Raw genomic sequence first — 20,823 nt, 5'->3', positions numbered from 1 at the left:
CGATCAGGCGCCCTTGAGACGCTCCGCGAGGTAGGCGTGCAGGCCGTCGATCGAGACGCGCTCCTGCGCCATCGTGTCGCGGTCGCGCACGGTGACGGCGTGGTCGTCGAGCGAGTCGAAGTCGACCGTGACACAGAACGGCGTGCCGATCTCGTCCTGGCGGCGGTAGCGGCGACCGATGGCGCCGGCGTCGTCGAAGTCGACCGCCCACGAGCTGCGGAGGGTGTCCGCGACCTCACGCGCGAGCGGCGAGAGCCGCTCGTTGCGCGACAGCGGCAGCACCGCGGCCTTGACGGGGGCGAGGCGCGGGTCGAGCTTCAGCACGGTGCGCACGTCGGAGCCGCCCTTCGCGTTCGGCACCTCCTCCTCGCGGTACGCGTCGACGAGGAACGCCATCATGGCGCGCGTGAGGCCGAACGACGGCTCGATCACGTACGGGGTGTAGCGCTCGCCCGTGGCCTGGTCGAAGTACGTCAGGCTCGTGCCGGATGCCTCGCTGTGGCTCGACAGGTCGTAGTCGGTGCGGTTGGCGACGCCCATGAGCTCGCCCCACTCCTTGCCGGTGAAGCCGAACTTGTACTCGACGTCGATGGTGCCGGCGGAGTAGTGCGCGCGGTCGTCCTCCGGCACGTCGAACTGACGCATGTTCTCGGGGTCGATGCCCAGATCGATGAACCAGTTCCAGCACGCCTCGACCCAGTGCTCGAACCACTGCTGCGCATCGGCGGGCGGCGTGAAGAACTCGATCTCCATCTGCTCGAACTCGCGGGTGCGGAAGATGAAGTTGCCGGGAGTGATCTCGTTGCGGAACGCCTTGCCGACCTGGCCGATGCCGAACGGCGGCTTCTTGCGGCTCGCGGTGAGCACGTTCGAGAAGTTCACGAAGATGCCCTGCGCGGTCTCGGGGCGCAGGAAGTACATGCCGGACTCGTCGTCCACGACGCCGAGGTACGTCTTCACGAGACCGGAGAAGGCCTTGGGCTCGGTGTACTGGCCCTTCGTGCCGCAGTTGGGGCACGGGATGTCGGCGAGGCCGTTCTCGGCCTTGCGGCCCTTGCGCGCCTCGAAGTCCTCGATGAGGTTGTCGGCACGGAAGCGCTTGTGGCACTGCAGGCACTCGACCAGCGGGTCGGTGAAGGTCGCGACGTGACCCGACGCCTCCCATACGCGCTTGGGGAGGATGATCGAGGAGTCGAGGCCGACCATGTCGCCGCGACCGCGAACGAACGTCTGCCACCACTGCCGACGGATGTTCTCCTTGAGCTCGGTGCCGAGGGGGCCGTAGTCCCACGCAGAACGGGAGCCGCCGTAGATCTCACCGGCCTGGAACACGAACCCGCGGTGGCGGGCGAGGGCGATGACCTTTTCGAGGCGGGACTGTTCGGCCATGGTGGCTCCAATGGTCGGAAGCGGGAGAACCCGTGAGCACGGGCACCTCCATTCTATCCGCCACGATGCGGGGTCCCTCGGCCGAGAACTGGGTCCCTGAGCCCGTCGAAGGGTACCGTCTTGGGATGAGCACTGCGCAGCCGACCGGTCGGACCCGCGACGACGACACCCGATTCTTCGGACAACCCTGGTCGCTGGTCCACATCTTCGGCGTGGAGATGTGGGAGCGGTTCAGCTTCTACGGCATGCAGGGCATCCTGCTCATCTACCTCTACTACTCCGCCACACAGGGCGGACTCGGCATCCCCGAAGCCGTGGCCGGTGGCATCGTCGGCGCCTACGGCGGATCGGTCTACCTCGCCACCATCCTCGGCGCCTGGCTCGCGGATCGACTGTTCGGTTCCGAGCGCGTGCTGTTCGTCAGCGCCATCGTGATCGTCGCCGGTCACATCGCACTCGCGCTGATCCCCGGCGTCCTCGGCGTCGGCGTCGGCCTGGTGCTCGTCGCCCTCGGCTCCGGTGGGCTCAAGGCGAACGCCACCTCGGTCGTCGGAACGCTCTACGCGCCGGACGACACCCGGCGCGACGCCGGCTTCTCGCTGTTCTACCTCGGGATCAACCTCGGCGGCTTCCTCGGCCCCATCCTGACCGGCATCCTGCAGTCGACCCTGGGCTTCCACTGGGGCTTCGGTCTGGCGGCTGTCGGAATGACCCTCGGCCTGGTGCAGTACTCGTTCGGCCGCCGGTCCCTGCCGGCAGCCGCACGTGTGGTGCCGAACCCGCTGCCCTCGTCGCGCTACCGTCTCGTCGTCGTGATCGCGGTCACCGCCGTCGTGCTCATCGCGGTGCTCGTGCTGCTCGGAGTCATCCGCGCCGACAACCTCGCCCCCATCGTCATCGGCGTCACGGTCGTCGCAGCGATCGCGTATTTCACGGTGATCCTGCGCAGTCCCCGCATCGACGCGACCGAGCGGTCGCGCGTATGGGGCTTCCTGCCGCTGTTCATCACCAGCGTCGCGTTCTGGTCGCTGTACCAGCAGCAGTTCACGGTGCTCACGATCTACTCCGACAAGCGCCTGGACCGCTCGCCCTTCGGCTGGGAGATGCCGGTCTCGTGGGTGCAGTCGATCAACCCGGTCTTCATCATCATCCTGTCCGGCGTCTTCGCCGCCCTGTGGACCAGGCTGGGCAAGCGCCAGCCCTCGACGCCGGTGAAGTTCGGTCTCGCCGCGATCATCATGGGCTCGGCATTCCTGCTGTTCCTCCCGTTCGCGGGCGGAGGAGAGAACACCACACCGGTGCTGGCGATCGTCGGCATCCTGTTCGTGTTCACCGTCGCCGAGCTGCTGCTCTCGCCCGTCGGGCTGTCGGCGAGCACGAAGCTCGCTCCGGCCGTGTTCCAGACGCAGATGGTGGCCCTGTTCTTCCTCTCGGTCGCGCTGGGCACCGCGATCTCCGGGCAGCTCGTGGCCTTCTACGACCCGGAGAACGAGGTGCCGTACTTCTCGATCCTCGGCGTCATCGCCATCGTCGTCGGCGTCGGCCTGCTGCTGGCCGTGAAGCCGGTCCTGAAGCTCATGAAGGGCGTGCGCTGATGGAACAGCGCATGAGCTTCCTCACCCTCGCCGTCTCGGATCTGGCACGCAGTCGCGAGTTCTACGTCGACGGTCTCGGCTGGGAGCCGATCTTCTCCGGGGACGACGTGATCATGTTCCCGGTCGCCGACCGGATGATCCTGTCCCTGTGGTCGATCGAGGGGTTCACGGCCGAGATCGGTGAAGCTCCGGCATCCGGGGTCGCGCCGATCACCCTCGCGCACAACCTCGCGACGCCCGCCGAGGTGGATGCCGTGCTGTCCGAAGCCGCGCAGCTGGGCGCACCGGTCGTCTCTGCGCAGCGCCGCGAGTGGGGCGGCTACTCGGGCTATTTCAGCGATCCCGACGGATTCCGTTGGGAGATCGCGGTGAATCCGGGCGAAACCGGAGACTTCGTGCTGCCTCCGCGCTGAGAGCCCTGCGTCACTCGGTGAAGAGGTAGCCCCGCTCGACGTCGAACCCGGCGATGCGGAGGCCGCGACCGAGCAGCCCTTCCATCTCGCCCCGCAGACGCATGCGCCATTCGTGGGCGGCGTCGGGGTCGGAGACGCGCAGCGACTCGATGTCCGCGGGGATCTCGAGGGTCTGGACGACCGTGTCGGATGCCGGGGGCTTCGCGATGTCGGCGAGCGCCCACTCGACGTCGAGGCGGTCGCTCTCGTCGCCCGCGTCGCCGCCGCCGAAGATGCCGTAGCGGTTGACCGAGTATCCGGTGGCCCTGGCTCCCAGCACCGAGAAGAAGAAGTGCGCGTTGCGCGCCACGAGCGGATCGAACGTCCATGTGATGCGGCCGACGTCGCGCGAGAACGCCCACTGCCGCTGGTGCTCCTTGAGCTCGCGGCCCCAGCCGCGGCCGCGGTACTCGGGCAGCAGCGCGGTGATGTGCGAGTGCATCGCACGCCGGGCGGGCTCTCCGAAGAAGGCGATGGATGCGCCGACCATGCGCTCGTCGTCGCCCTCGCCGTCGAAGAAGCCGACGACGTAGTTCCCGGACTGCTGCAGGGCGCGCAGGGTGCCGGCATCGACGACGCGCTGCGGACCCCTGATGGAGTCGAGCAGACCCTGCGCGTCGAGGATGAGTTCAACGGTGTCGAGATCGCGGATGGTTCGCACGAACCCAGTCTGCCCCTCCTCGGCCGGTTCGAGGAATCGGAACCCGCGATCACACCTCGCGCAGTGCGTTCCGATCGAGCTGCGCCACAGAGGTCAGGCCCGCGAGACCCAGGGTGATGTCGAGTTCGGCGAGCAGGTTGCGCACGACCTCGCGCACTCCCGTCTCCCCCGCGATGCCGAGGCCGTAGGCGTAAGGGCGCCCGAGGGCGACGACCGTGGCACCCAGCGCGAGGGCGATGGCGGCATCCGCCCCTCCCCGCACGCCGGAGTCGAAGACGATCGGCACCCGCCCGGCCACGCGTTCGGCGATCTCGGGCAGCACCGCGAGCGTCGGCACCGACTGATCGATCTGTCGGCCGCCGTGGTTGGAGATCCAGATGCCGTCCATCCCGGCATCCAGAGCGCTCTGCGCGTCGTCGGGGTGCACGATGCCCTTGAGGATGATCGGCAGGCTCGTCCATTCCCGCGCCTTCGCCAGATCGTCCCAGGTGACCGCCGGGGTCGAGAACACGTCGAGGAAGGTCTCGACCGCGGCCCGCGGCAGCGGTGACCGCAGGTTGTCGCGCAGCGAGCCGCCTCCGGTGAGCGGCGCGCCCTTCCTCGCGATCGTGAGTGCAGCGGCGACAGCTTTCGGCGTGACCTTCACGGCTGCGGCATCCGCCTTCGGCACCGACGCGCGTTCGCGGACGAGCTGCTGGAAGACCGGGTCGCTCGCGGACTGGGCGATCCCCATCCCCCGAGTGAACGGCAGGTACGCGAGATCGAGATCGCGCGTGCGCCAGCCCAGCAGGTGCGTGTCGAGAGTGACGACGATCGCCTCGCAGCCCGAGGCCTCGGCTCGGGCGAGCAGCGAGCGGTTCAGGAGGCCTCGGCTCGGGCGAGCAGCGAGCGGTTCAGGTCGTCGGACGCCGACCAGTACAGCTGGAACAGGCGGGAGCCCTGCGGCGCAGCATCCGCCACCTGCTCCATCGGGAACGACGCCTGGTTCGAGAGCGTGTACGGGACGCCGACGGATGCCGCTGCCCTGGCCACAGCGAGATCCGCGTCGCCGTGCGCCATCTCCATGACTCCGAGGGGCGCGAGCAGGAGCGGCGTCGGACGCCTCTTGCCGAGGAAGTCGACGCCGAGATCGCGCTCGGAGACGTCGCGCAGCGGACGCGGCCACACCTGCCACCGCCCGAAGGCCGCGCGGTTCGCCGCCATGGTGCGCTCGGCGCCCGCCCCGCCCGCGATGTACGCGAAGGCCTCGGCGCTCAGCGCCTTGCGGGCCGCGGACTCCAGCGCCGCGGAAGCGACGGGCACCGCCGGCTTCGTTCCGCTGATGCCGGCGCGGTAGATGTCGGACTGGGTACGCCGGGAGATGCCGCGGCCGGCGGCGGGATCGTCCGGAGCGACGCTGCTCGTGACCATGACCACATGTTAGTCACGGCCGTTCGACCCCACCGCTCGGGAGCGCCGATAGCCTTGGTCGGTGGGTGCGAACGAGGACAAGGCCAGAAGACGTCTCTCGAGAACCCCGCCGAAGTGGGCGATCGTCGCGGTCCTCGCCTTCGCCGGACTCTGCTCGTCGTTCATGTTCACGCTCGTGGTGCCGCTGCAGGCGGAGCTCCCGCAGCTGCTGAACGCCTCGCGCGAGGACACCACCTGGGTCGTCACGATCACGCTCCTGGTCGCCGCCGTGGCCACTCCGATCTCCGGACGCCTCGGCGACATGTACGGCAAGCGCCGCGTCGTGATCGTGCTGCTCGCCCTCCTCATCGCGGGCTCCCTCATCGCGGCGCTCTCGGGATCGATCGTCGGCGTCATCATCGGACGAGCGCTGCAGGGCGCGGTGACGGGCGTCGTGCCGCTCGGCATCGCCATCATGCGCGACGTCCTCCCGCCCGCACGCCTCGGCACCGCCGTCGCGCTGATGAGCGCCACGATGGGGGTCGGCGGCGCGATCGGGCTCCCGGTCGCCGCGCTGCTCGCCGAGCACGCCGACTGGCACATGCTCTTCTGGCTCGCCGCCGCGCTCGGCGTGGTGGGACTCGCGCTCGTGCTGTTCGTCATCCCGGAGGACGTGCTGCGCTCTCCCGGTCGCCTCGACGTGCTCGGAGCGATCGGCCTCGCGATCGGCCTCACCGGGATCCTCCTCTTCGTCTCCCGCGGCGCGGAATGGGGCTGGACGTCACCCGTGACGCTCGCGTGCATCATCGGCGGCGTCATCGTGCTGCTCGTCTGGGGCTGGTACCAGCTGCGCACGAAGGACCCGCTGCTCGACCTGCGGGTCGCCGCACGGCCCGCCGTGCTCTTCACGAACATCGCCGCGATCGGGATGGGCTTCGCGCTGTTCGGATCGAACATCACGTTCCCACAGCTGCTCGAGATGCCCGCCTCGAGCTCGGGGTTCGGCCTCGACATGGTCGGAGCCTCGCTCATCGTGATGCCCGCGGGCCTGGTGATGATGGTCATCTCGCCGCTCTCCGGTCGGCTGGAGCGCACGGTCGGTCCCCGCCCGCTCTTCACGATCGGCGCCACCGCGATCGTGCTCTCCTACCTGTTCGTGCTGCTGTGGTCGAGCGAGGTCTGGCACATCTTCGTCGCCAACATCCTCATCGGCGTGGGTATCGGCTTCAGCTTCGCGGCCATGCCGATGATCATCATGCGGTCGGTCCCCGCGAACGAGACCGGCGCCTCGAACGGCCTGAACGCCCTGTTCCGCTCGATCGGCACCTCCAGCGCGTCAGCCGTGATGGGCGGGATCCTCGCGGCGATGAGCGTGGATGCCGGCGGGGTCGCCGTGCCCACGCGCGCCGCCTTCGACGTGTGCTTCTGGCTCGCGATCGCCGCAGGCCTCGTCGCCGTGGTGCTGTCGCTGTTCATCCCGCGCCAGCGCAGCGCCGAGCAGCATCCGTCGCTGCCGAGCTGATGCTCCGGCCGAGAGCGACCGCTCTCAGTGCGTGTACTCCATGAGCTCGACGCCGAGCACCCGGAACGCGTCATGGGCGCGCAGGCGGTGCGTGATGGAGAGATCGTCGAAGCAGACGATGAGCGAGTAGGCGATGCCGGCGCGCGGGCCTGCGAGCACGCCGGCCTCGGCGCGCACGCCGCGGTCGCGGCCCGTCTTGTTGATGAAGAGCAGACCGTGCGCATCGTGGTCGTGCGCGAACGGGTCGAGACCCGTGGATGCCGCCACGAGGCTCAGATCCTGGTTGAGGCTGAGCCATTCCGAGACCTGCGCGCTGACGGCGGCGTCGACGACCTGCGAGTTCACGAGCGCTGAGAAGAGACCGGCGAATTCACGGGCCGACCCCACGGCGACCTGAGGAGCGTCATCCGGTCCGCGCTGGTCGCGGAAGCGGTCGAGGAGAGCGGTGCGGCGCAGCCCGAGCGACTCGATGCGCTGACGCACACGGTCGTGGCCGACCCGCTGCAGCAGCGCGTTCACCGCGATCGGGTCGCCGGCGGTCGCGGCCAGCACGGCGAGATCTTCGAGGGGCAGCGCGGGTGCATGCAGGTTCCGCCACAGCCCCGACGTCTCCACAGCTTCCACGACCGTCCGGTCGACGATCTCGAGCGGATCCAGCGTGCCGTTCTCGAAGCCTGCCGCGACCTCGATCAGCAGCGGCACCACGCCGAGTCCCGCGACCGGCATGGTGACATGGTCGTCGCCGGAGAGCACGTGCACATGGTTGTCGAGGTCGACGACATGCACCGAGACCTGCGCCCCGGCATCCGCCAGCTCCTCCAGCGACCGCAGGGTCGAGGTGAACGAGCGGCGCCCGACGGCGGCCCGGCGCGGGAGGCGCCTGCTGGCGCGCTGCGAGCGGCGTCCACCGGCTGAGGCCGGGGCCGAGGAGTTGCGGAACCCTTCGAAAGGCTCGGGAGCGCCCACGCGTGATCCTTAGGGGGGATGGGGATTGCGGGATACCGAGAGGATGCGCTCCCCAGCGGCAGGGATATCGTAACCCCGCCGCCGGGAAGATCGTCACAGACTGCGGTGATCGGTCACCAGATGGTCACCCGGGACTCCTGCGGCAGCCAGAGGGCATCGGCGTCGCTCACGTCGAATGCGGCGTAGAAGGCGTCGATGTTGCGCACGATCTGGTTGCAGCGGAACTCGTTCGGCGAGTGCGGGTCGATCGTGAGGAGCCGCAGGGTCTCGGCGTCGCGACTCTTCTGCTGCCAGACCTGCGCCCAGGAGAGCAGCAGGCGCTGCACGCCCGTGAGCCCGTCGATCACGGGCCCTTCAACGGTCCCTGAGCCCGACGAAGGGTCGAGCGACAGCTCATAGGCCTTCAGCGCGATGCCCAGGCCGCCGAGGTCGCCGATGTTCTCACCGATCGTCAGGGCGCCGTTGACGTGATGCTCCGCGTCGAGCCCCTCGGGCACGAGCTCGTCGTACTGCGCGATGAGCGCCTTGGTGCGCTCTTCGAACGCCGCACGATCGGCATCCGTCCACCAGTCCTGGAGCCGCCCGGAACCGTCGTAACGGCTGCCCTGATCGTCGAAGCCGTGGCCGATCTCGTGGCCGATGACCGCGCCGATGCCGCCGTAGTTCGCCGCGGCGTCTCGCCCTGCGTCGAAGAACGGGTACTGGAGGATCGCGGCGGGGAACACGATCTCGTTCATCGAGGGGTTGTAGTACGCGTTCACCATCTGCGGCGGCATGTGCCACTCGTCGCGGTCGATCGGCTTCCCGACCTTGTCGACGTGGCGGTCGTGCTCGAAGATCGCCGCGCGGCGGACATTGCCGAACAGGTCGTCCCGATCGATCGTGAGGCTCGAGTAGTCGCGCCACACGGCCGGGTGGCCGATCTTGGGGGTGAAGGAGTCGAGCTTGGCCAGCGCGCGCTCGCGCGTCTCGGCGGTCATCCACTCGAGGTCCGTGATGCTCTGCCGGTACGCCTCGATGAGGTTCGCGACGAGTTCGTCCATCGCGGCCTTCGCCGTCGGCGGGTAGTGGCGCTCGACGTAGACCTTGCCGATCGCCTCACTAAGGGCGCCCTCGGTCACCGAGACGCCGCGCTTCCAGCGCTCGCGGATCGTCGGGACGCCGGTGAGCTCGGTCCCGTAGAACGAGAAGTTCTCCTGCACGAAGTCGTCGGTCAGGTACGGGGCCGCGGCATGCACGACCTGCGCGCGCAGCCACGCCTTCCAGTCGTCGAGGCGCTCGGCGGTGAGAAGCGTGCCGAGGCCCTCGAGGTAGCTCGGCTGGGAGACGACGGCCTCGTCGAAGGCTCGCGGGTTGGACGGGGCGACCGCCTCGCGCCAGGGGGCGAGGTCGACGCCGGCGAGCTCCTGGATCTCGGTCCAGTTCTTCAGGTTGTAGGTCGCGACCGCGTCGCGGCTCTTCACGTTGTCCCAGTGGTGGCCGGCCAGCTCGGTCTCGAGCGTGATCGCGCGGTCGGCCTCGGCGGCGGCGTCCGCGATTCCGGCGAGCGCGAGCAGACGCTCGAGGTGCGTGCGGTACTTGGCCCTCGTCTCCTCGAACGTGGCGAGGCGGAAGTAGCTCTCGTCGGGGAGCGACAGGCCCGACTGCACGATGACGGGCACGTAGCGCTCCGGGTCGCCCGGGTCGCCGTCGACGTAGAACCCGATCAGGTGCGCGCGACCGTCGCGGTCGTAGGTGCCGACCGTGCGCAGGAACGAGGGGATGCTGTCGATCGCGTCGATCTCGGCGAGCGTGTCGGCGAGCGGAGCCGTGCCGGCCGCCTCGATGCGCGCGGTGTCCATGAAGCTCGCGAAGAGGTCGCCGATCTTGCGGGCGAGGGTGCCGTCCTCGGCATCCTGCGACTCCTCGATGATCGTCCTGACGTCTTTCTCGGCCTGCTCCGCGAGCAGGTGGAAGGAACCCCAGCGGGCCTTGTCGCCCGGGATCTCGGTGCGAGCGAGCCAGGCGCCGTTCACGTGGCGGTACAGGTCGTCCTGCGGGCGGATGTCGGAGCTGAACTCGTCAAGGGCGAGGCCCACGGGAAGAACGTCAGTCATGCGAACAGCCTATGACGAGCCTCCGTCATTCGGCCCTGCGTATCCCCCAGCGACGGCGGCGACGCTCCGGCTCGGGGGCGGCTGCCGCGGGCCGGGCGGCGCGGCGCTCGCGCCAGGCCGCCACCGCCGCGTCGATGTCGCGCGGCGCCGTGACGACCGGCGGCCCGCCCTGGAGTTGGCGCCGCGCCTCGATCACACGCCGGTTGAAGTCGGCCAGCACATCGCGCACGTCGGACTCCCGACCGAGCAGGTCGAGCTGATCGTCGAGTTCGCGGTCCTCATTGCGCAGCAGGATGGCGGGTGGGCCGAGCCCGGTGAGGTTCTCGGTCTCGATCTTGCGGCGGATCCACCAGTCCGGGTCGTGGTGGGTGCCGAGGCCCTCCAGCGGCTTGCCGGCACCCGGCAGGTCGTCGAACTCGCCGCGGCGGATCGCCACCTGGATCGCGGTCTCGATGAAGGCCGCCCGATCGACGGCGGCCGCGGCGCCCGGGGCGACGCCCTCGTCGTCGTCATCCGTCGAGCCCTGCTGCTGCCGCGCCCGATATCGCGCCGCACTCTCGCGTGGATCCGTCATGATGCACCTCCGCAGCATCCGCGTTCCCTCCCCACCCTAAGCTCGGAGGATGACCGCGCGCCCCTCCCTCAACCGAGAGATCCTGCGGCTCGCCGTTCCCGCGCTGGGCGCGCTGATCGCGGAGCCCGCCTTCCTCATCGTCGACGCGGCTCTGGTCGGGCACCTGGGCACGACGCCGCTCGCCGGACTCGGCATCGCCGGTGCCGTGCTGCAGACGATCGTCGGTCTGATGGTCTTCCTCGCCTACTCGACCACCCCGGCGGTCGCTCGTCGCTTCGGTGCCGGACGGCCGGGCGAAGCCGTGACGGTGGGCGTGAACGGGATGTGGCTCGCTCTCGCGCTGGGTGCGGCGCTCGCGGTCGTCGGCACCGTCGCGTCGCCGTGGCTCGTCTCACTGTTCGGAGCGGGGGAAGCGGTCGCCGAACAGGCGAACGCCTACCTCGTCATCTCGATGTGGGGGCTGCCGGCGATGCTGATCGTGTTCGCCGCGACGGGTCTGCTGCGCGGGATGCAGGACACCGTGACGCCGCTGTGGATCGCCGGGCTCGGCTTCGGTGCCAACGCGCTCCTCAACTGGCTCTTCATCTACGGACTCGGGTGGGGCATCGCCGGATCCGCCGCGGGCACCGTGGCCGCGCAGTGGGGCATGGTCGCCGCGTATGTGCTGGTGGTGCGTCGGCTCGCCACCCGGCACAGCGCGTCTCTCCGCGCGCAGCGGGCAGGCATGCGCAGCACCGCCACCTCGGGCGGCTGGCTGTTCCTGCGCACCGTGAGCCTGCGCGTCGCCCTCCTCGCGACGGTCGCCGTCGCCACGGGCATCGGGACAGAGGAGCTCGCCGGCTGGCAGATCGTCTTCACGATCTTCTCGGCCGCGGCCTTCGCGCTCGATGCGCTCGCGATCGCCGCCCAGGCGCTGATCGGCAAGGAGCTCGGCGCCGGCGACGAGAAGCAGGTGCACCGCGTGCTCGGCCGCACCGTGGCCTGGGGTGCGTGGTTCGGCCTCGCCGTCGGCGCGCTGATCGCCGCGACCTCGGGCGTGCTCGGCATCGTCTTCACCGGCGACCCGGAGATCGCGGCGCTCGTGCAGCCGGCGCTCATCCTGCTGGCCGCCGCACAGCCCGTCGCCGGAATCGTGTTCGTGCTCGACGGCGTGCTGATGGGGGCGAACGACGCGCGGTACCTCGCGATCGCCGGCGCGCTGAACCTCGTGCCGTTCCTGCCCGCGCTGTGGATCATCGCCGCGGTCGGCGTCGATGGCCGTGCCGGCCTCGTCTGGCTCGCGCTCGCGTTCTTCGGCGTGTATCTGCTGGCGCGGCTCGCGACGCTGGGTTGGCGCGTGCGGTCAGGACGCTGGCTCGCCGCCACCGTCTAGTACTGCACCGGAGCGGCTGAAACCGGGTTATTCACAGCCTCCGGCTCCGCGATATACAGCGCTTCCGGCCCCTGGCATCCTCGAATCACGGGAGTCACAATGGGGGGATGCTGGGGATGAATGAACCACAGATCTGGACGCTGATCGGCGTCTTCGCCGCAGGGATGTTCGGCACGATCACGCTGATGTCGACCATGTTCGTGCGCATGATGCAGAACGGGTTCGACGGCGTGAGGAAAGAGTTCAAGAGCGAGTTCGCGGGCGTGCGGACCGAGTTCGCAAATGTGCGAACGGAGTTCAGAAGCGAGTTCGCCGCGGTGCGGACGGAGATCAAGGCCGTGCACGCACGCATCGATCACCTGGACCGCGACGTCAACGCGATCTATCGCCACCTCTTCGGCATCGATCGCGGATGAGCGACCACCCGAAGCGAGTCAGGCGATCTCCAGCTCCGAGATCACGATCTTCTTCATGTGCATGAGCGCCTGGATCTGCTCCGGACGCTGCTGCAGCAGATCGAGTCCGGCCGGGACCACCTGCCAGCTCACGCCGAACCGGTCCTTGCACCACCCGCACGCCTCCGCCTCCGGCACCGCGGACAGCGCCTGCCAGTAGTGGTCGATCTCGGCCTGGTCGGCGCACTCGATCACGAAGGAGACGGCCTCGTTGAACGTGAAGACGGGTCCCCCGTCGATGCAGCCGAACCGCGTGCCGTTCAGGGTGAACTCGCCGTTGATGACCTTCCCGCCCATGCCCTCGAAGTGCTCGCTGAGGTTCTCGTCGGGGTAGAGCGTCACCTGGTCGATCGACGAGTTCGGGAACACCGAGACGTAGTACTCCATCGCCTCCTGCGCGGAGTCGTGGAACCAGAGATACGGACGGATGGGTGTAGGACCTGCCACGTCGGCCTCCTCGATCGGCACTCACGCTACGCCCGCGGGCACCGCGTGTCGAGGGGGTTCCGCCACGCGATCAGTCGGCGTATCTCCGGCACCACTCGTACATGATCACGGCCGCCGCTGCACTGGCGTTGATCGAGCGCGTCGAGCCGTACTGCGTGATCTCGATATGGGCGGATGCCGCGGCGAGCGCCTCCGCCGACAGTCCGGGTCCCTCCTGACCGAACAGCAGCACGCACGTCTGCGGAAGGTCGGCGCGATCCACCGGCACCGCCCCCTCGACGTTGTCGACCGCGATGATCGGGATGCCCTGCTCGGCGGCCCACGCCGCGAACGTCTCGACGTCCTCATGGTGCACGACGTGCTGGTAGCGGTCCGTGACCATGGCGCCGCGCTTGTTCCACCGGCGGCGACCGATGATGTGCACGGTGTCGGCGAGGAACGCATTGGCGCTGCGCACGATCGAGCCGATGTTCATATCGTGCTGCCAGTTCTCGATCGCGACGTGGAACGGATGCCGCTGGGTGTCGAGATCCGCGACGATCGCCTCCATGCGCCAGTAGCGGTAGCGGTCGATGACGTTGCGGGTGTCCCCCGCCGCCAGCAGGTCGGGGTCGTAGTGGTCGTCGACCGGCCAGGCATCCGGCCCACCCGGCCAGGGTCCGACGCCGTACCCGGGCTGCGCCACCGAACCGGTGTGCGAGGTCGGTTCGGCATCCGGTGCGGCCGTCTGCTCATCCATCACGCCAGGCTATCCGCCGCTACAGATGTCGGCCGAAACGCCAGATGTCGGACGCCATCGCCGATTCGGTCCGACATCTGGCGTGTCGCCCGACAAGTGAACCCAGATAGGCACCGTTCCCACTTTTAGGCACACCGAAAACACGCTATGGTTTCGGTGTGCCTAAAACTCCTCCGTCAGTGCTGACACCGTCCGTCCGCACCGCTCCCCGCACCACCGCGCCCCGCAGCCTGTGGCTCCTCGGTCCCGCCCTCGTCGCGGGCGTCGCGTACCTCGACCCCGGCAACGTCGCGAGCAACATGACGGCGGGCGCCCAGTACGGCTACCTCCTGGTTTGGGTCGTGGTCGCCGGCAACGTGATGGCCTGGCTGATCCAGTACCTCTCCGCGAAACTCGGCGTCGTCACGGGCCAGAGCCTGCCCGAGGTGCTGGGAACCCGGCTGCGGCGACCGTGGGCCCGTCGCGCGTACTGGCTGCAGGCCGAGCTGGTGGCAATGGCGACAGACCTCGCCGAGGTCATCGGCGGCGCGGTCGCGCTGTACCTGCTCTTCGACATCCCGCTGCTGCTGGGCGGCGTCATCACGGGTGCCGTGTCGATGATCCTGCTGGCCGTGCAGAGCCGTCGCGGCGCGCGCCCCTTCGAGTTCGTGATCATCGGGCTGATGGTCATCATCACGGTGGGCTTCGTGGCGGGTGTCTTCGTGGCCCCGCCGGACCCCGCGGGCGTCGTCGGCGGCCTCGTGCCCCGCTTCGAGGGGACGGGATCCGTGCTGCTCGCGGCATCCATCCTGGGCGCGACGATCATGCCGCACGCGATCTACGCGCACTCCTCCCTCGCCCGCGACCGCTTCGGCGCGACGACCGCGCACGCGGGCGACGAAGCGGTGCGCACCGAGACCTCGCGCATCCGCCGCCTCCTCACCGCGACCCGCTGGGACGTCTCGATCGCCATGGTCATCGCGGGCTCCGTGAACCTCGGCATCCTGCTGCTGGCCGCGGCGAACCTCGCCGGTGTCGAGGGCACCGATTCGCTGGAGGGCGCGCACGCGGCCCTCGCCGCCGGTCTCGGTCCCGTCGTCGCCACCTTCTTCGCCGTGGGCCTGCTCGCCTCCGGCCTGGCATCGACCTCGGTCGGCGCGTACGCGGGCGCCGAGATCATGCACGGCCTGCTCCACGTGCGCATCCCCCTGCTCGCCCGCCGTCTGGTGACCCTGATCCCGGCGCTCGTGATCCTCGGGATCGGCGTGGATCCGACCCTCGCCCTCGTCCTCAGCCAGGTGGTGCTGTCGTTCGGCATCCCGTTCGCGCTCATCCCCCTGGTGGCGCTCACGGCGCAGCGCCGCACCCTCGGCGCCTGGGCCAACAGGGTGTGGACGACGGCAGCCGGCATCGTGGCATCCGTCCTGCTGATCGCGCTGAACGGCGCGCTGCTCTGGCTGGTGCTCACCGGCGCTTGAGAAAGCGCGGTCCGCGGCGCGGATAGGCTCGATGTCATGTCTGCCGACACCGCCCGCCGCAACGTCCGCCTCCTCAGCTGGAGCGGACTCGCCGCCGGTGTCATCGGCGGCCTGCTGATCGCGTTCCCGCAGGTGCTGCCGGTCGGCGGCCCGTGGGTGCAGCTCGCGCTCGGCATCGCGACGCTCGTGCTGTCGTTCCGCGCCCGTCGGGTCGGCATCGCCGAGGTCCCCGACTACGACGGACGCCTGTCGTTGGCCGCGGCCCTCCTCGGATTCCTCGTCATCTTCTTCGCGGGGCAGGTCGCCTGGGGCGTGCTGGTCGCGGTCGCGAACTGAGCGCCGCCCCCACCCTCATTTAGACTGGCTCCCGTGGCTTCCCCCGCAGCAGACGACTACCTGAAGACCGTCTACGCCCACACCGAATGGCAGGACGCGCCGATCACCCCGTCGGTCCTCGCCGGGAAGCTCGGCATCGCCCCCTCCTCGGTCACCGAGATGGTGAAGAAGCTCGCGGCCGCAGGCCTCGTCTCGCACGTGCCCTACGGCGCGGTGCGGCTGACGGATGCCGGGACGCAGCGGGCCCTCGCGATGGTGCGTCGCCACCGCCTGATCGAGACGTGGCTCGTGCGCGAGTTCGACTACGGCTGGGACGAGGTGCACGACGAGGCCGAGGTGCTCGAGCACACGATCAGCGACCGGCTGCTGGAGGGCATCGACGAGCGACTGGGCCGCCCGCGGTTCGACCCGCACGGCGACGCGATCCCCGACGCCTCCGGAGTGGTCGAGCGCGAGCCCTTCGTGCTGCTGGCGGATGCCCCGGCCGGCCACGTGGGCCACGTGCTCCGGGTGGACGACCGGGATCCGGATCTCCTCCGCGCCCTGGAGGGCGCGGGAGTGGAGATCGGGACCACCCTCGCCGTGACCGCCGACGGCGTGCGCCTGGGCGAGACGGACACCGTGCTTCCGGACGGCAGCGACGACGTGGTCTGGCTCTCGGCCTAGAACGACGTCCGGCGGTCGGCCGCCGGGTCGGCCGCGCTCAGGCTCCGATCACGCCGACGATGAGGTACATCACGAACGACAGGCCCGCCGCGATGCCCGCGTACGGCAGGATCGCGAGCATGAGGTTGTGCGGCTTGATGCCGATCGAGCGCGACGCGAGGATGATCCCGTCCCCGTAGAGGCAGGTCGTGCTGCCCAGTGCGGCACCGGAGAACACGGCAGCACCGGCGAGGATCGGGTCGGCGCCGAGCGCGATCGCCAGTGGCAGCACGACCGGGGTGATGACGGCCGCGAGGTCCCAGAACGAGCCGGTCGCGTACGCGTAGATCCCGCAGACGGCGAACACGATCGCGGGAAGCAACGCCGGTGTGAGCACGGGCTCCGTGACCGCGATGACCCAGTCGGCGAGGTGGAGGGACATGTTCATCTCCTGCACCATGAAGGCGAGCACCGTGAGCACGGCGACGAACAGCATGCTCTCGATGCCGGCGAGCGCTGATTCGAGCACCTCGCGGATCCGCAGGCGTCGCTGGATGAGCGTGATCACGATCGTGACGACGAGGGCGGCGGCCGTGCCCTTCACGACGTTCGCCTCGGTCAGGATCGTGACCCCGACGAGGGTGACCATCGCCAGGAGGAACGGCCAGGCCTGCGGGCGCTTCACCTCGACCTCGGTCTCTAGGGCCGCCGCGACACGCTGAGCGGTCGAGCCGTCGGCATCCGTCGCTCGGATCTCCTGGAGGAGGACCGCCCCCTCGGCCTCGCGCTCCTCCGCGGTCGTGCCGAGCGGGAACACGTCGCCGTCGCGTTCGGCGCGCACGGCGTCGCGCTTGATCGCGCCGATCCGCGGAAGCCACCCCGCGCTCATCAGAAAAGCCACCACGATCGCGATCCAGCCGAAGAAGATGTACGGGATCGCCTGCAGATACGCACCGAAGCCGGATCCCCCGACGGTCACGCCCTGCGCCTCGAAGAGGCCGGAGAAGAACAGCGCCCAGGTCGAGAACGGCACGATCACGGCGATCGGCGCCGCCGTCAGCTTCATGATCGAGCCGAGCTGCGTGCGGGGGACGGCGTAGCGGTCGGTGAGGGACTTCAGCGATGTGCCGACGGTGAGGACGTTCAGGTAGTCGTCGACGAAGAGGACCACGGAGAGGAAGAACGTCAGCAGGGTCGACTTGCGCCGCGAGTTCACGAACCGCTCGGTCCAGCGGGCGAAGTCCGAGACGATGCCGGAGCGCTCGAACAGCGTGATCAGGATGCCGAACAGCACCACGATCAGCAGGAGCCACTGCGCCGTCTCGTTCGCGAGCGACTTGCCGAAGTACTCGACCCAGGTGTCGAAGGCGCCCCAGCCGGTCAGCAGCAGCGCACCGACGAGGGTGCCGCAGAACAGCGCGAAGAGCGTCCTGCGCGTCAGCACGGCGACGAGCAGGATGACCAGGATGGGAAGGAGTACGAAGCCGCCGACGGCGGGGAGTGTTGTCGCCTCAGCGAACATGTTCACCTCGTTGTGATCAGGAGACGACGAGGCCGCCGACGGCGGTCTCGGATACGGGAACGTCGACGAGTTCGTCGGCGGAGACCTGGAGCGGATCGGCATCCCACACCGCATAGTCGGCGCGGTACCCGGGGGCGAGCCGACCGAGATCGACGTCGCCCTGTGCGCGCGCCGCACCGACGGTGTAGCCGTGCAGCGCCTGGTAGGCGGTGAGGCGCTGCTCCGGTTCGAACACCGGAGCGTCGGGAGCGCCGGGCCGTCGACGCAGCATCGCCCAGGCGAGGCCGATCCTCGCGTCGTTCTGCGCGATCGGCCAGTCCGAGCCGAGGGCGACCGCGGCGCCGGCGTCCCAGAAGTCGCGCACCCGCCACGCGCGTGCCGTGCGCTCGGGGCCCAGGCGGTGCGCCCAGTCGTCCCCCGCGTCGGCCTTGCGCCACTGCAGGTGCAGGGGCTGCATCGAGGCGGTGATACCGGCGGCGGCGATGCGCGCCAGGTCGCGATCGGCCGTGGTCTCGAGGTGCTCGATGCGGTGCGGCGCCCCGTTCGCTGCTCTCGGCCCGGCCTGAAGATACGCGTCGACGGCGCTGCCGATGGCGCGGTCGCCGATCGCGTGCGTCGCCACCTGGAATCCGGCCCTGGCGTACGCGTCGACGGTGCGGGCGTAGGCCGCGTGGTCCTTCCAGAACGGCTCGAGGCCTGCTCCCGCGGTGTCCGGCTCGTAGAGCCAGGCGGTTCCGGTCTCGACGACACCGTCGGCGTAGAGCTTCACGAGTCCACCGCGCCAGTGCGCGCCGCCGAGGTCGCGCACTGCGAGGTTCGCCGCCATCCGCTCGGCATCGAACGACGGCTCGTGGTCGACGGCCGACACGATGCGGATGGGGAGGCGCCCGCTCTCGTCGAGCTCGCGCAGCAGGTCGAGGGTGCCGAAGGATCCGTCCATGATGCATCCGCCGGTGAGGCCCGACGAGCCGAGGCCGCGCAGCAGCTGATGCGTCGCGTCGAGGGTCTGCTCGCGGCTGAGCGCGGGGGCGGCGAGGCGGACGGGCTCGTAGGCCGACATCTCGCGGAGCTCGCCCGTGGGCGCGCCGTGGGCGTCGACGACGATGACCGAGGTGTCGGCGAAGTCGCGCGCGCCGGTGATCCCCCCGCGGATGAGACCGGCGGAGCTCGCGAGGGCGGTGTGTCCGTCGTACATCACCAGCAGCGCGGGCAGGCCGCGCACCGCGTCGTCGATCGCGGCCGCCGTGCAGGGCAGCGCGTGGAACACGTCGTAGTCGAGATTCCAGCCGCGCACCCACGGGTCCGCGTCCTCGGCCAGCGCGCGGTCCGCCTCGGCGCGGAGGGCGGCGAGGAGGGCGCGCGCCTCGGTGATCCCGCCGAGATCGGCTCCGACCGCGAGCTCGAGCCCCTGGATCGGATGCAGATGCGCGTCGATGAGCCCGGGCGTCAGCGTCTTCCCACGGTGGTCTCGCACCTCGGTGCCCGCACCGCGGAACTCGGCGACTGTCGCATCGTCGCCCACGGCGAGGATGCGTCCGTCCCGCACCGCGAGCGCGGAGGCGAGCGGGCGACGCGGATCCATGGTGACGATCCGCGCTCCTGTGATGATCACGTCAGCGGCGACAATGGTCATGGCGGGGGCTCCCGGCAGAGGGTTTAATTGAATGAGTTTCAATAAAGTAGCAGAGAACGGGTCCATGACAAAGCAGCAGCGCAGCGCCGGTCGCCCGAGCGCCACCGTCCTGACCGAGGAGAAGATCCTCAAGGCGGCGTTCCGCGTGGCGGGATCGCGCGGACCCGCGCAGTTCACCATGACCGCGCTCGCCGCAGCGCTCGGCGTGCGGACCTCGGCTCTGTACCACCACTACGCGAACCGCGATGCGGTGATCCGCGGGATGCGGGCGCGCATCGGCCGCCTCACCGATCTCGCGCCGCTGCAGGATGCCGATGCCGTGGAGGCGCTGTTCGGATGGGGCGTCAGCTATCGCGAGGCCCTGCTCACCGCACCGGGGGCGATCGTGCTCCTGGCCACGCTTCCGATCGACGCGGATCGGGAGTCCTTCGTGCAGTACGAGGCGGTCACCGATCGACTGCTCGCTGCCGGCTGGCCTTCGGCGCGGACCCTCGACACGATCGTCGCCCTCGAGTCGTTCATCATCGGCTCCGCCCTCGACGCGCTCGCCCCCGGGGACAACATGTCTCCCGGTGCACTGGCCGACGAGTTCCCCCGCTACGCCGAGTCCGAACGCCTCCGCGCGGCGGCCGGCGACGACCCCGCCGCGGCGACCTTCCGCATCGGCTTGCGTGCCCTCATCACCGGCCTCGCCGCCTGGGCCGTCCCGCCCGCGGACATCAGACCTCCGGCGGTCACCCCGTCCCTCTAGGCTGTGCACATGGCCCAACGAGACGACATCGAATGCTGGCTCACCGACATGGACGGCGTGCTCGTCCATGAGAACGACGCCATCCCCGGAGCATCCGAGCTGCTCGCCGGCTGGGAGACCGCCGGCATCCCGTACCTGGTGCTCACCAACAACTCGATCTTCACCGCCCGCGACCTGTCCGCACGCCTCCGCACGAGCGGACTGCACGTGCCGGAGGAGCGGATCTGGACCGCGGCCCTCGCCACCGCATCGTTCCTGCAGCAGCAGCTCCCCGGCGGCTCGGCGTTCGTGATCGGCGAGGCCGGCATCCTCACCGCCCTGCACGACGCCGGTTTCATCATGACCGAGACGAACCCCGACTTCGTCGTCGTCGGCGAGACGCGCAACTACTCGTTCGAGGCCATCACCAAGGCCATCCGCCTCATCATCGGCGGCGCGCGCTTCATCGTCACGAACCCCGACGCGACCGGACCGAGCGCCGACGGCCCGCTGCCGGCGACGGGGGCGATCGCCGCCCTCATCACGAAGGCCACGGGCAAGGAGCCGTACGTCGTCGGCAAGCCGAACCCGATGATGTTCCGCTCCGCTCTGAACAAGATCGGCGCGCACTCGAAGCGCACCGGCATGATCGGCGACCGCATGGACACCGACGTGGTCGCCGGCATCGAGGCGGGCCTGCACACCGTGCTCGTGCTCACCGGCATCAGCGACCAGGCCGAGATCGAGAAGTACCCGTTCCGGCCCGACGAGATCGTGCAGTCGGTCGCCGACCTGCTGCCGCGGATCACCGACACGATCACGACGGTCAAGACGAAGAAGTGA

The 20,823-nt window shown here is 69.6% G+C and carries 21 protein-coding genes; 10 read left to right on the top strand and 11 right to left on the bottom strand.

Features of this window, described 5'->3' with window-relative positions:
* Positions 1 to 3: 3 nt before the first annotated feature.
* Positions 4 to 1,389, bottom strand: a complete 1,386-nt coding sequence (locus ABS642_RS17115) for a glycine--tRNA ligase (protein WP_282215734.1) — start codon at positions 1,387 to 1,389, stop codon at positions 4 to 6.
* 125 nt (positions 1,390 to 1,514) lie between these two features.
* On the opposite strand from ABS642_RS17115, the gene ABS642_RS17110 reads away from it, so the two are divergent.
* Positions 1,515 to 2,984: a peptide MFS transporter gene (locus tag ABS642_RS17110; RefSeq protein WP_350351061.1), complete on the top strand. Its 1,470-nt coding sequence runs from the start codon at positions 1,515 to 1,517 to the stop codon at positions 2,982 to 2,984.
* The gene (locus ABS642_RS17105; protein WP_350351060.1) at positions 2,984 to 3,397 is read left to right on the top strand and encodes a VOC family protein; all 414 of its coding nucleotides are present in this window, start codon (positions 2,984 to 2,986) and stop codon (positions 3,395 to 3,397) included. Before ABS642_RS17110 ends, ABS642_RS17105 begins: the two co-directional genes overlap by 1 nt.
* A 10-nt stretch (positions 3,398 to 3,407) precedes the next feature.
* Here ABS642_RS17105 and ABS642_RS17100 read toward each other — a convergent pair whose 3' ends face one another.
* Genes ABS642_RS17100 through ABS642_RS17090 form a run of 3 tightly spaced genes read right to left on the bottom strand, consistent with a single transcriptional unit; the run spans position 3,408 to position 5,507 of the window.
* Positions 3,408 to 4,097 carry a GNAT family N-acetyltransferase gene (locus tag ABS642_RS17100; RefSeq protein ID WP_350351059.1) on the bottom strand — a complete coding sequence of 230 codons (690 nt, stop codon included), beginning with the start codon at positions 4,095 to 4,097 and terminating at the stop codon, positions 3,408 to 3,410.
* A 49-nt stretch (positions 4,098 to 4,146) separates the two neighbouring features.
* Complete coding sequence (locus ABS642_RS17095) at positions 4,147 to 4,911, bottom strand: alpha-hydroxy-acid oxidizing protein (RefSeq protein ID WP_350353457.1); 765 nt, start codon at positions 4,909 to 4,911, stop codon at positions 4,147 to 4,149.
* Positions 4,912 to 4,955: 44 nt separating this feature from the next.
* Positions 4,956 to 5,507 carry an alpha-hydroxy-acid oxidizing protein gene (locus ABS642_RS17090; RefSeq protein WP_350351058.1) on the bottom strand — a complete coding sequence of 184 codons (552 nt, stop codon included), beginning with the start codon at positions 5,505 to 5,507 and terminating at the stop codon, positions 4,956 to 4,958.
* Positions 5,508 to 5,568: 61 nt separating this feature from the next.
* Between ABS642_RS17090 and ABS642_RS17085 the strand changes: the two genes are divergently transcribed.
* Entirely contained in the window at positions 5,569 to 7,008 is a 1,440-nt protein-coding gene (locus ABS642_RS17085) for an MFS transporter (protein WP_350351057.1), read from the top strand.
* 24 nt (positions 7,009 to 7,032) lie between these two features.
* Here the strand turns inward: ABS642_RS17085 and ABS642_RS17080 are convergent, their stop codons facing one another.
* The 3 genes from ABS642_RS17080 to ABS642_RS17070 form a co-directional block, all read right to left on the bottom strand.
* Positions 7,033 to 7,974, bottom strand: coding sequence for a serine hydrolase (locus ABS642_RS17080; RefSeq protein ID WP_350351056.1), 942 nt, complete (start codon positions 7,972 to 7,974; stop codon positions 7,033 to 7,035).
* 113 nt (positions 7,975 to 8,087) lie between these two features.
* Positions 8,088 to 10,070 carry a M13-type metalloendopeptidase gene (locus tag ABS642_RS17075; RefSeq protein ID WP_350351055.1) on the bottom strand — a complete coding sequence of 661 codons (1,983 nt, stop codon included), beginning with the start codon at positions 10,068 to 10,070 and terminating at the stop codon, positions 8,088 to 8,090.
* Between the two features lie 25 nt (positions 10,071 to 10,095).
* A complete protein-coding gene (locus ABS642_RS17070; RefSeq protein WP_350351054.1) occupies positions 10,096 to 10,644 on the bottom strand; it encodes a DUF1992 domain-containing protein in 549 nt (182 codons plus the stop codon).
* 49 nt (positions 10,645 to 10,693) lie between these two features.
* Between ABS642_RS17070 and ABS642_RS17065 the strand changes: the two genes are divergently transcribed.
* Both ABS642_RS17065 and ABS642_RS17060 read left to right on the top strand, forming a co-directional pair.
* Positions 10,694 to 12,016, top strand: coding sequence for an MATE family efflux transporter (locus tag ABS642_RS17065; RefSeq protein ID WP_350351053.1), 1,323 nt, complete (start codon positions 10,694 to 10,696; stop codon positions 12,014 to 12,016).
* A gap of 116 nt (positions 12,017 to 12,132) precedes the next feature.
* A complete protein-coding gene (locus ABS642_RS17060; protein ID WP_350351052.1) occupies positions 12,133 to 12,432 on the top strand; it encodes a hypothetical protein in 300 nt (99 codons plus the stop codon).
* Positions 12,433 to 12,450: 18 nt separating this feature from the next.
* On the opposite strand, the gene ABS642_RS17055 is transcribed toward ABS642_RS17060, so the two are convergent.
* Positions 12,451 to 12,918 carry a VOC family protein gene (locus ABS642_RS17055; RefSeq protein ID WP_282215723.1) on the bottom strand — a complete coding sequence of 156 codons (468 nt, stop codon included), beginning with the start codon at positions 12,916 to 12,918 and terminating at the stop codon, positions 12,451 to 12,453.
* A gap of 70 nt (positions 12,919 to 12,988) precedes the next feature.
* Positions 12,989 to 13,657 carry a TrmH family RNA methyltransferase gene (locus ABS642_RS17050; protein WP_350351051.1) on the bottom strand — a complete coding sequence of 223 codons (669 nt, stop codon included), beginning with the start codon at positions 13,655 to 13,657 and terminating at the stop codon, positions 12,989 to 12,991.
* A 179-nt stretch (positions 13,658 to 13,836) separates the two neighbouring features.
* On the opposite strand from ABS642_RS17050, the gene ABS642_RS17045 reads away from it, so the two are divergent.
* From ABS642_RS17045 to ABS642_RS17035, 3 genes are read left to right on the top strand one after another with little or no spacing between them, the layout of a single operon-like run.
* Positions 13,837 to 15,114, top strand: a complete 1,278-nt coding sequence (locus tag ABS642_RS17045) for an Nramp family divalent metal transporter (protein ID WP_350351050.1) — start codon at positions 13,837 to 13,839, stop codon at positions 15,112 to 15,114.
* Between the two features lie 36 nt (positions 15,115 to 15,150).
* The gene (locus tag ABS642_RS17040; protein WP_350351049.1) at positions 15,151 to 15,450 is read left to right on the top strand and encodes a hypothetical protein; all 300 of its coding nucleotides are present in this window, start codon (positions 15,151 to 15,153) and stop codon (positions 15,448 to 15,450) included.
* A 33-nt stretch (positions 15,451 to 15,483) separates the two neighbouring features.
* On the top strand, positions 15,484 to 16,116 hold the full coding sequence (locus ABS642_RS17035) for a metal-dependent transcriptional regulator (protein WP_350351048.1): 633 nt from the start codon (positions 15,484 to 15,486) through the stop codon (positions 16,114 to 16,116).
* A gap of 37 nt (positions 16,117 to 16,153) precedes the next feature.
* On the opposite strand, the gene ABS642_RS17030 is transcribed toward ABS642_RS17035, so the two are convergent.
* Positions 16,154 to 17,617 carry a Na+/H+ antiporter NhaC family protein gene (locus ABS642_RS17030; RefSeq protein ID WP_350351047.1) on the bottom strand — a complete coding sequence of 488 codons (1,464 nt, stop codon included), beginning with the start codon at positions 17,615 to 17,617 and terminating at the stop codon, positions 16,154 to 16,156.
* A 16-nt stretch (positions 17,618 to 17,633) separates the two neighbouring features.
* Entirely contained in the window at positions 17,634 to 19,250 is a 1,617-nt protein-coding gene (locus ABS642_RS17025; RefSeq protein WP_350351046.1) for an amidohydrolase, read from the bottom strand.
* A gap of 64 nt (positions 19,251 to 19,314) precedes the next feature.
* On the opposite strand from ABS642_RS17025, the gene ABS642_RS17020 reads away from it, so the two are divergent.
* Positions 19,315 to 20,001: a helix-turn-helix domain-containing protein gene (locus ABS642_RS17020; protein ID WP_350351045.1), complete on the top strand. Its 687-nt coding sequence runs from the start codon at positions 19,315 to 19,317 to the stop codon at positions 19,999 to 20,001.
* Positions 20,002 to 20,010: 9 nt separating this feature from the next.
* Entirely contained in the window at positions 20,011 to 20,823 is an 813-nt protein-coding gene (locus tag ABS642_RS17015) for an HAD-IIA family hydrolase (RefSeq protein ID WP_350351044.1), read from the top strand.

The sequence above is a fragment of the Microbacterium sp. A8/3-1 genome (assembly GCF_040267695.1).
Lineage (GTDB): Bacteria > Actinomycetota > Actinomycetes > Actinomycetales > Microbacteriaceae > Microbacterium > Microbacterium luteolum.
The sequence above is the reverse complement of the archived record's forward strand: the minus strand, read 5'-3'. Positions and strand labels throughout refer to the sequence as shown.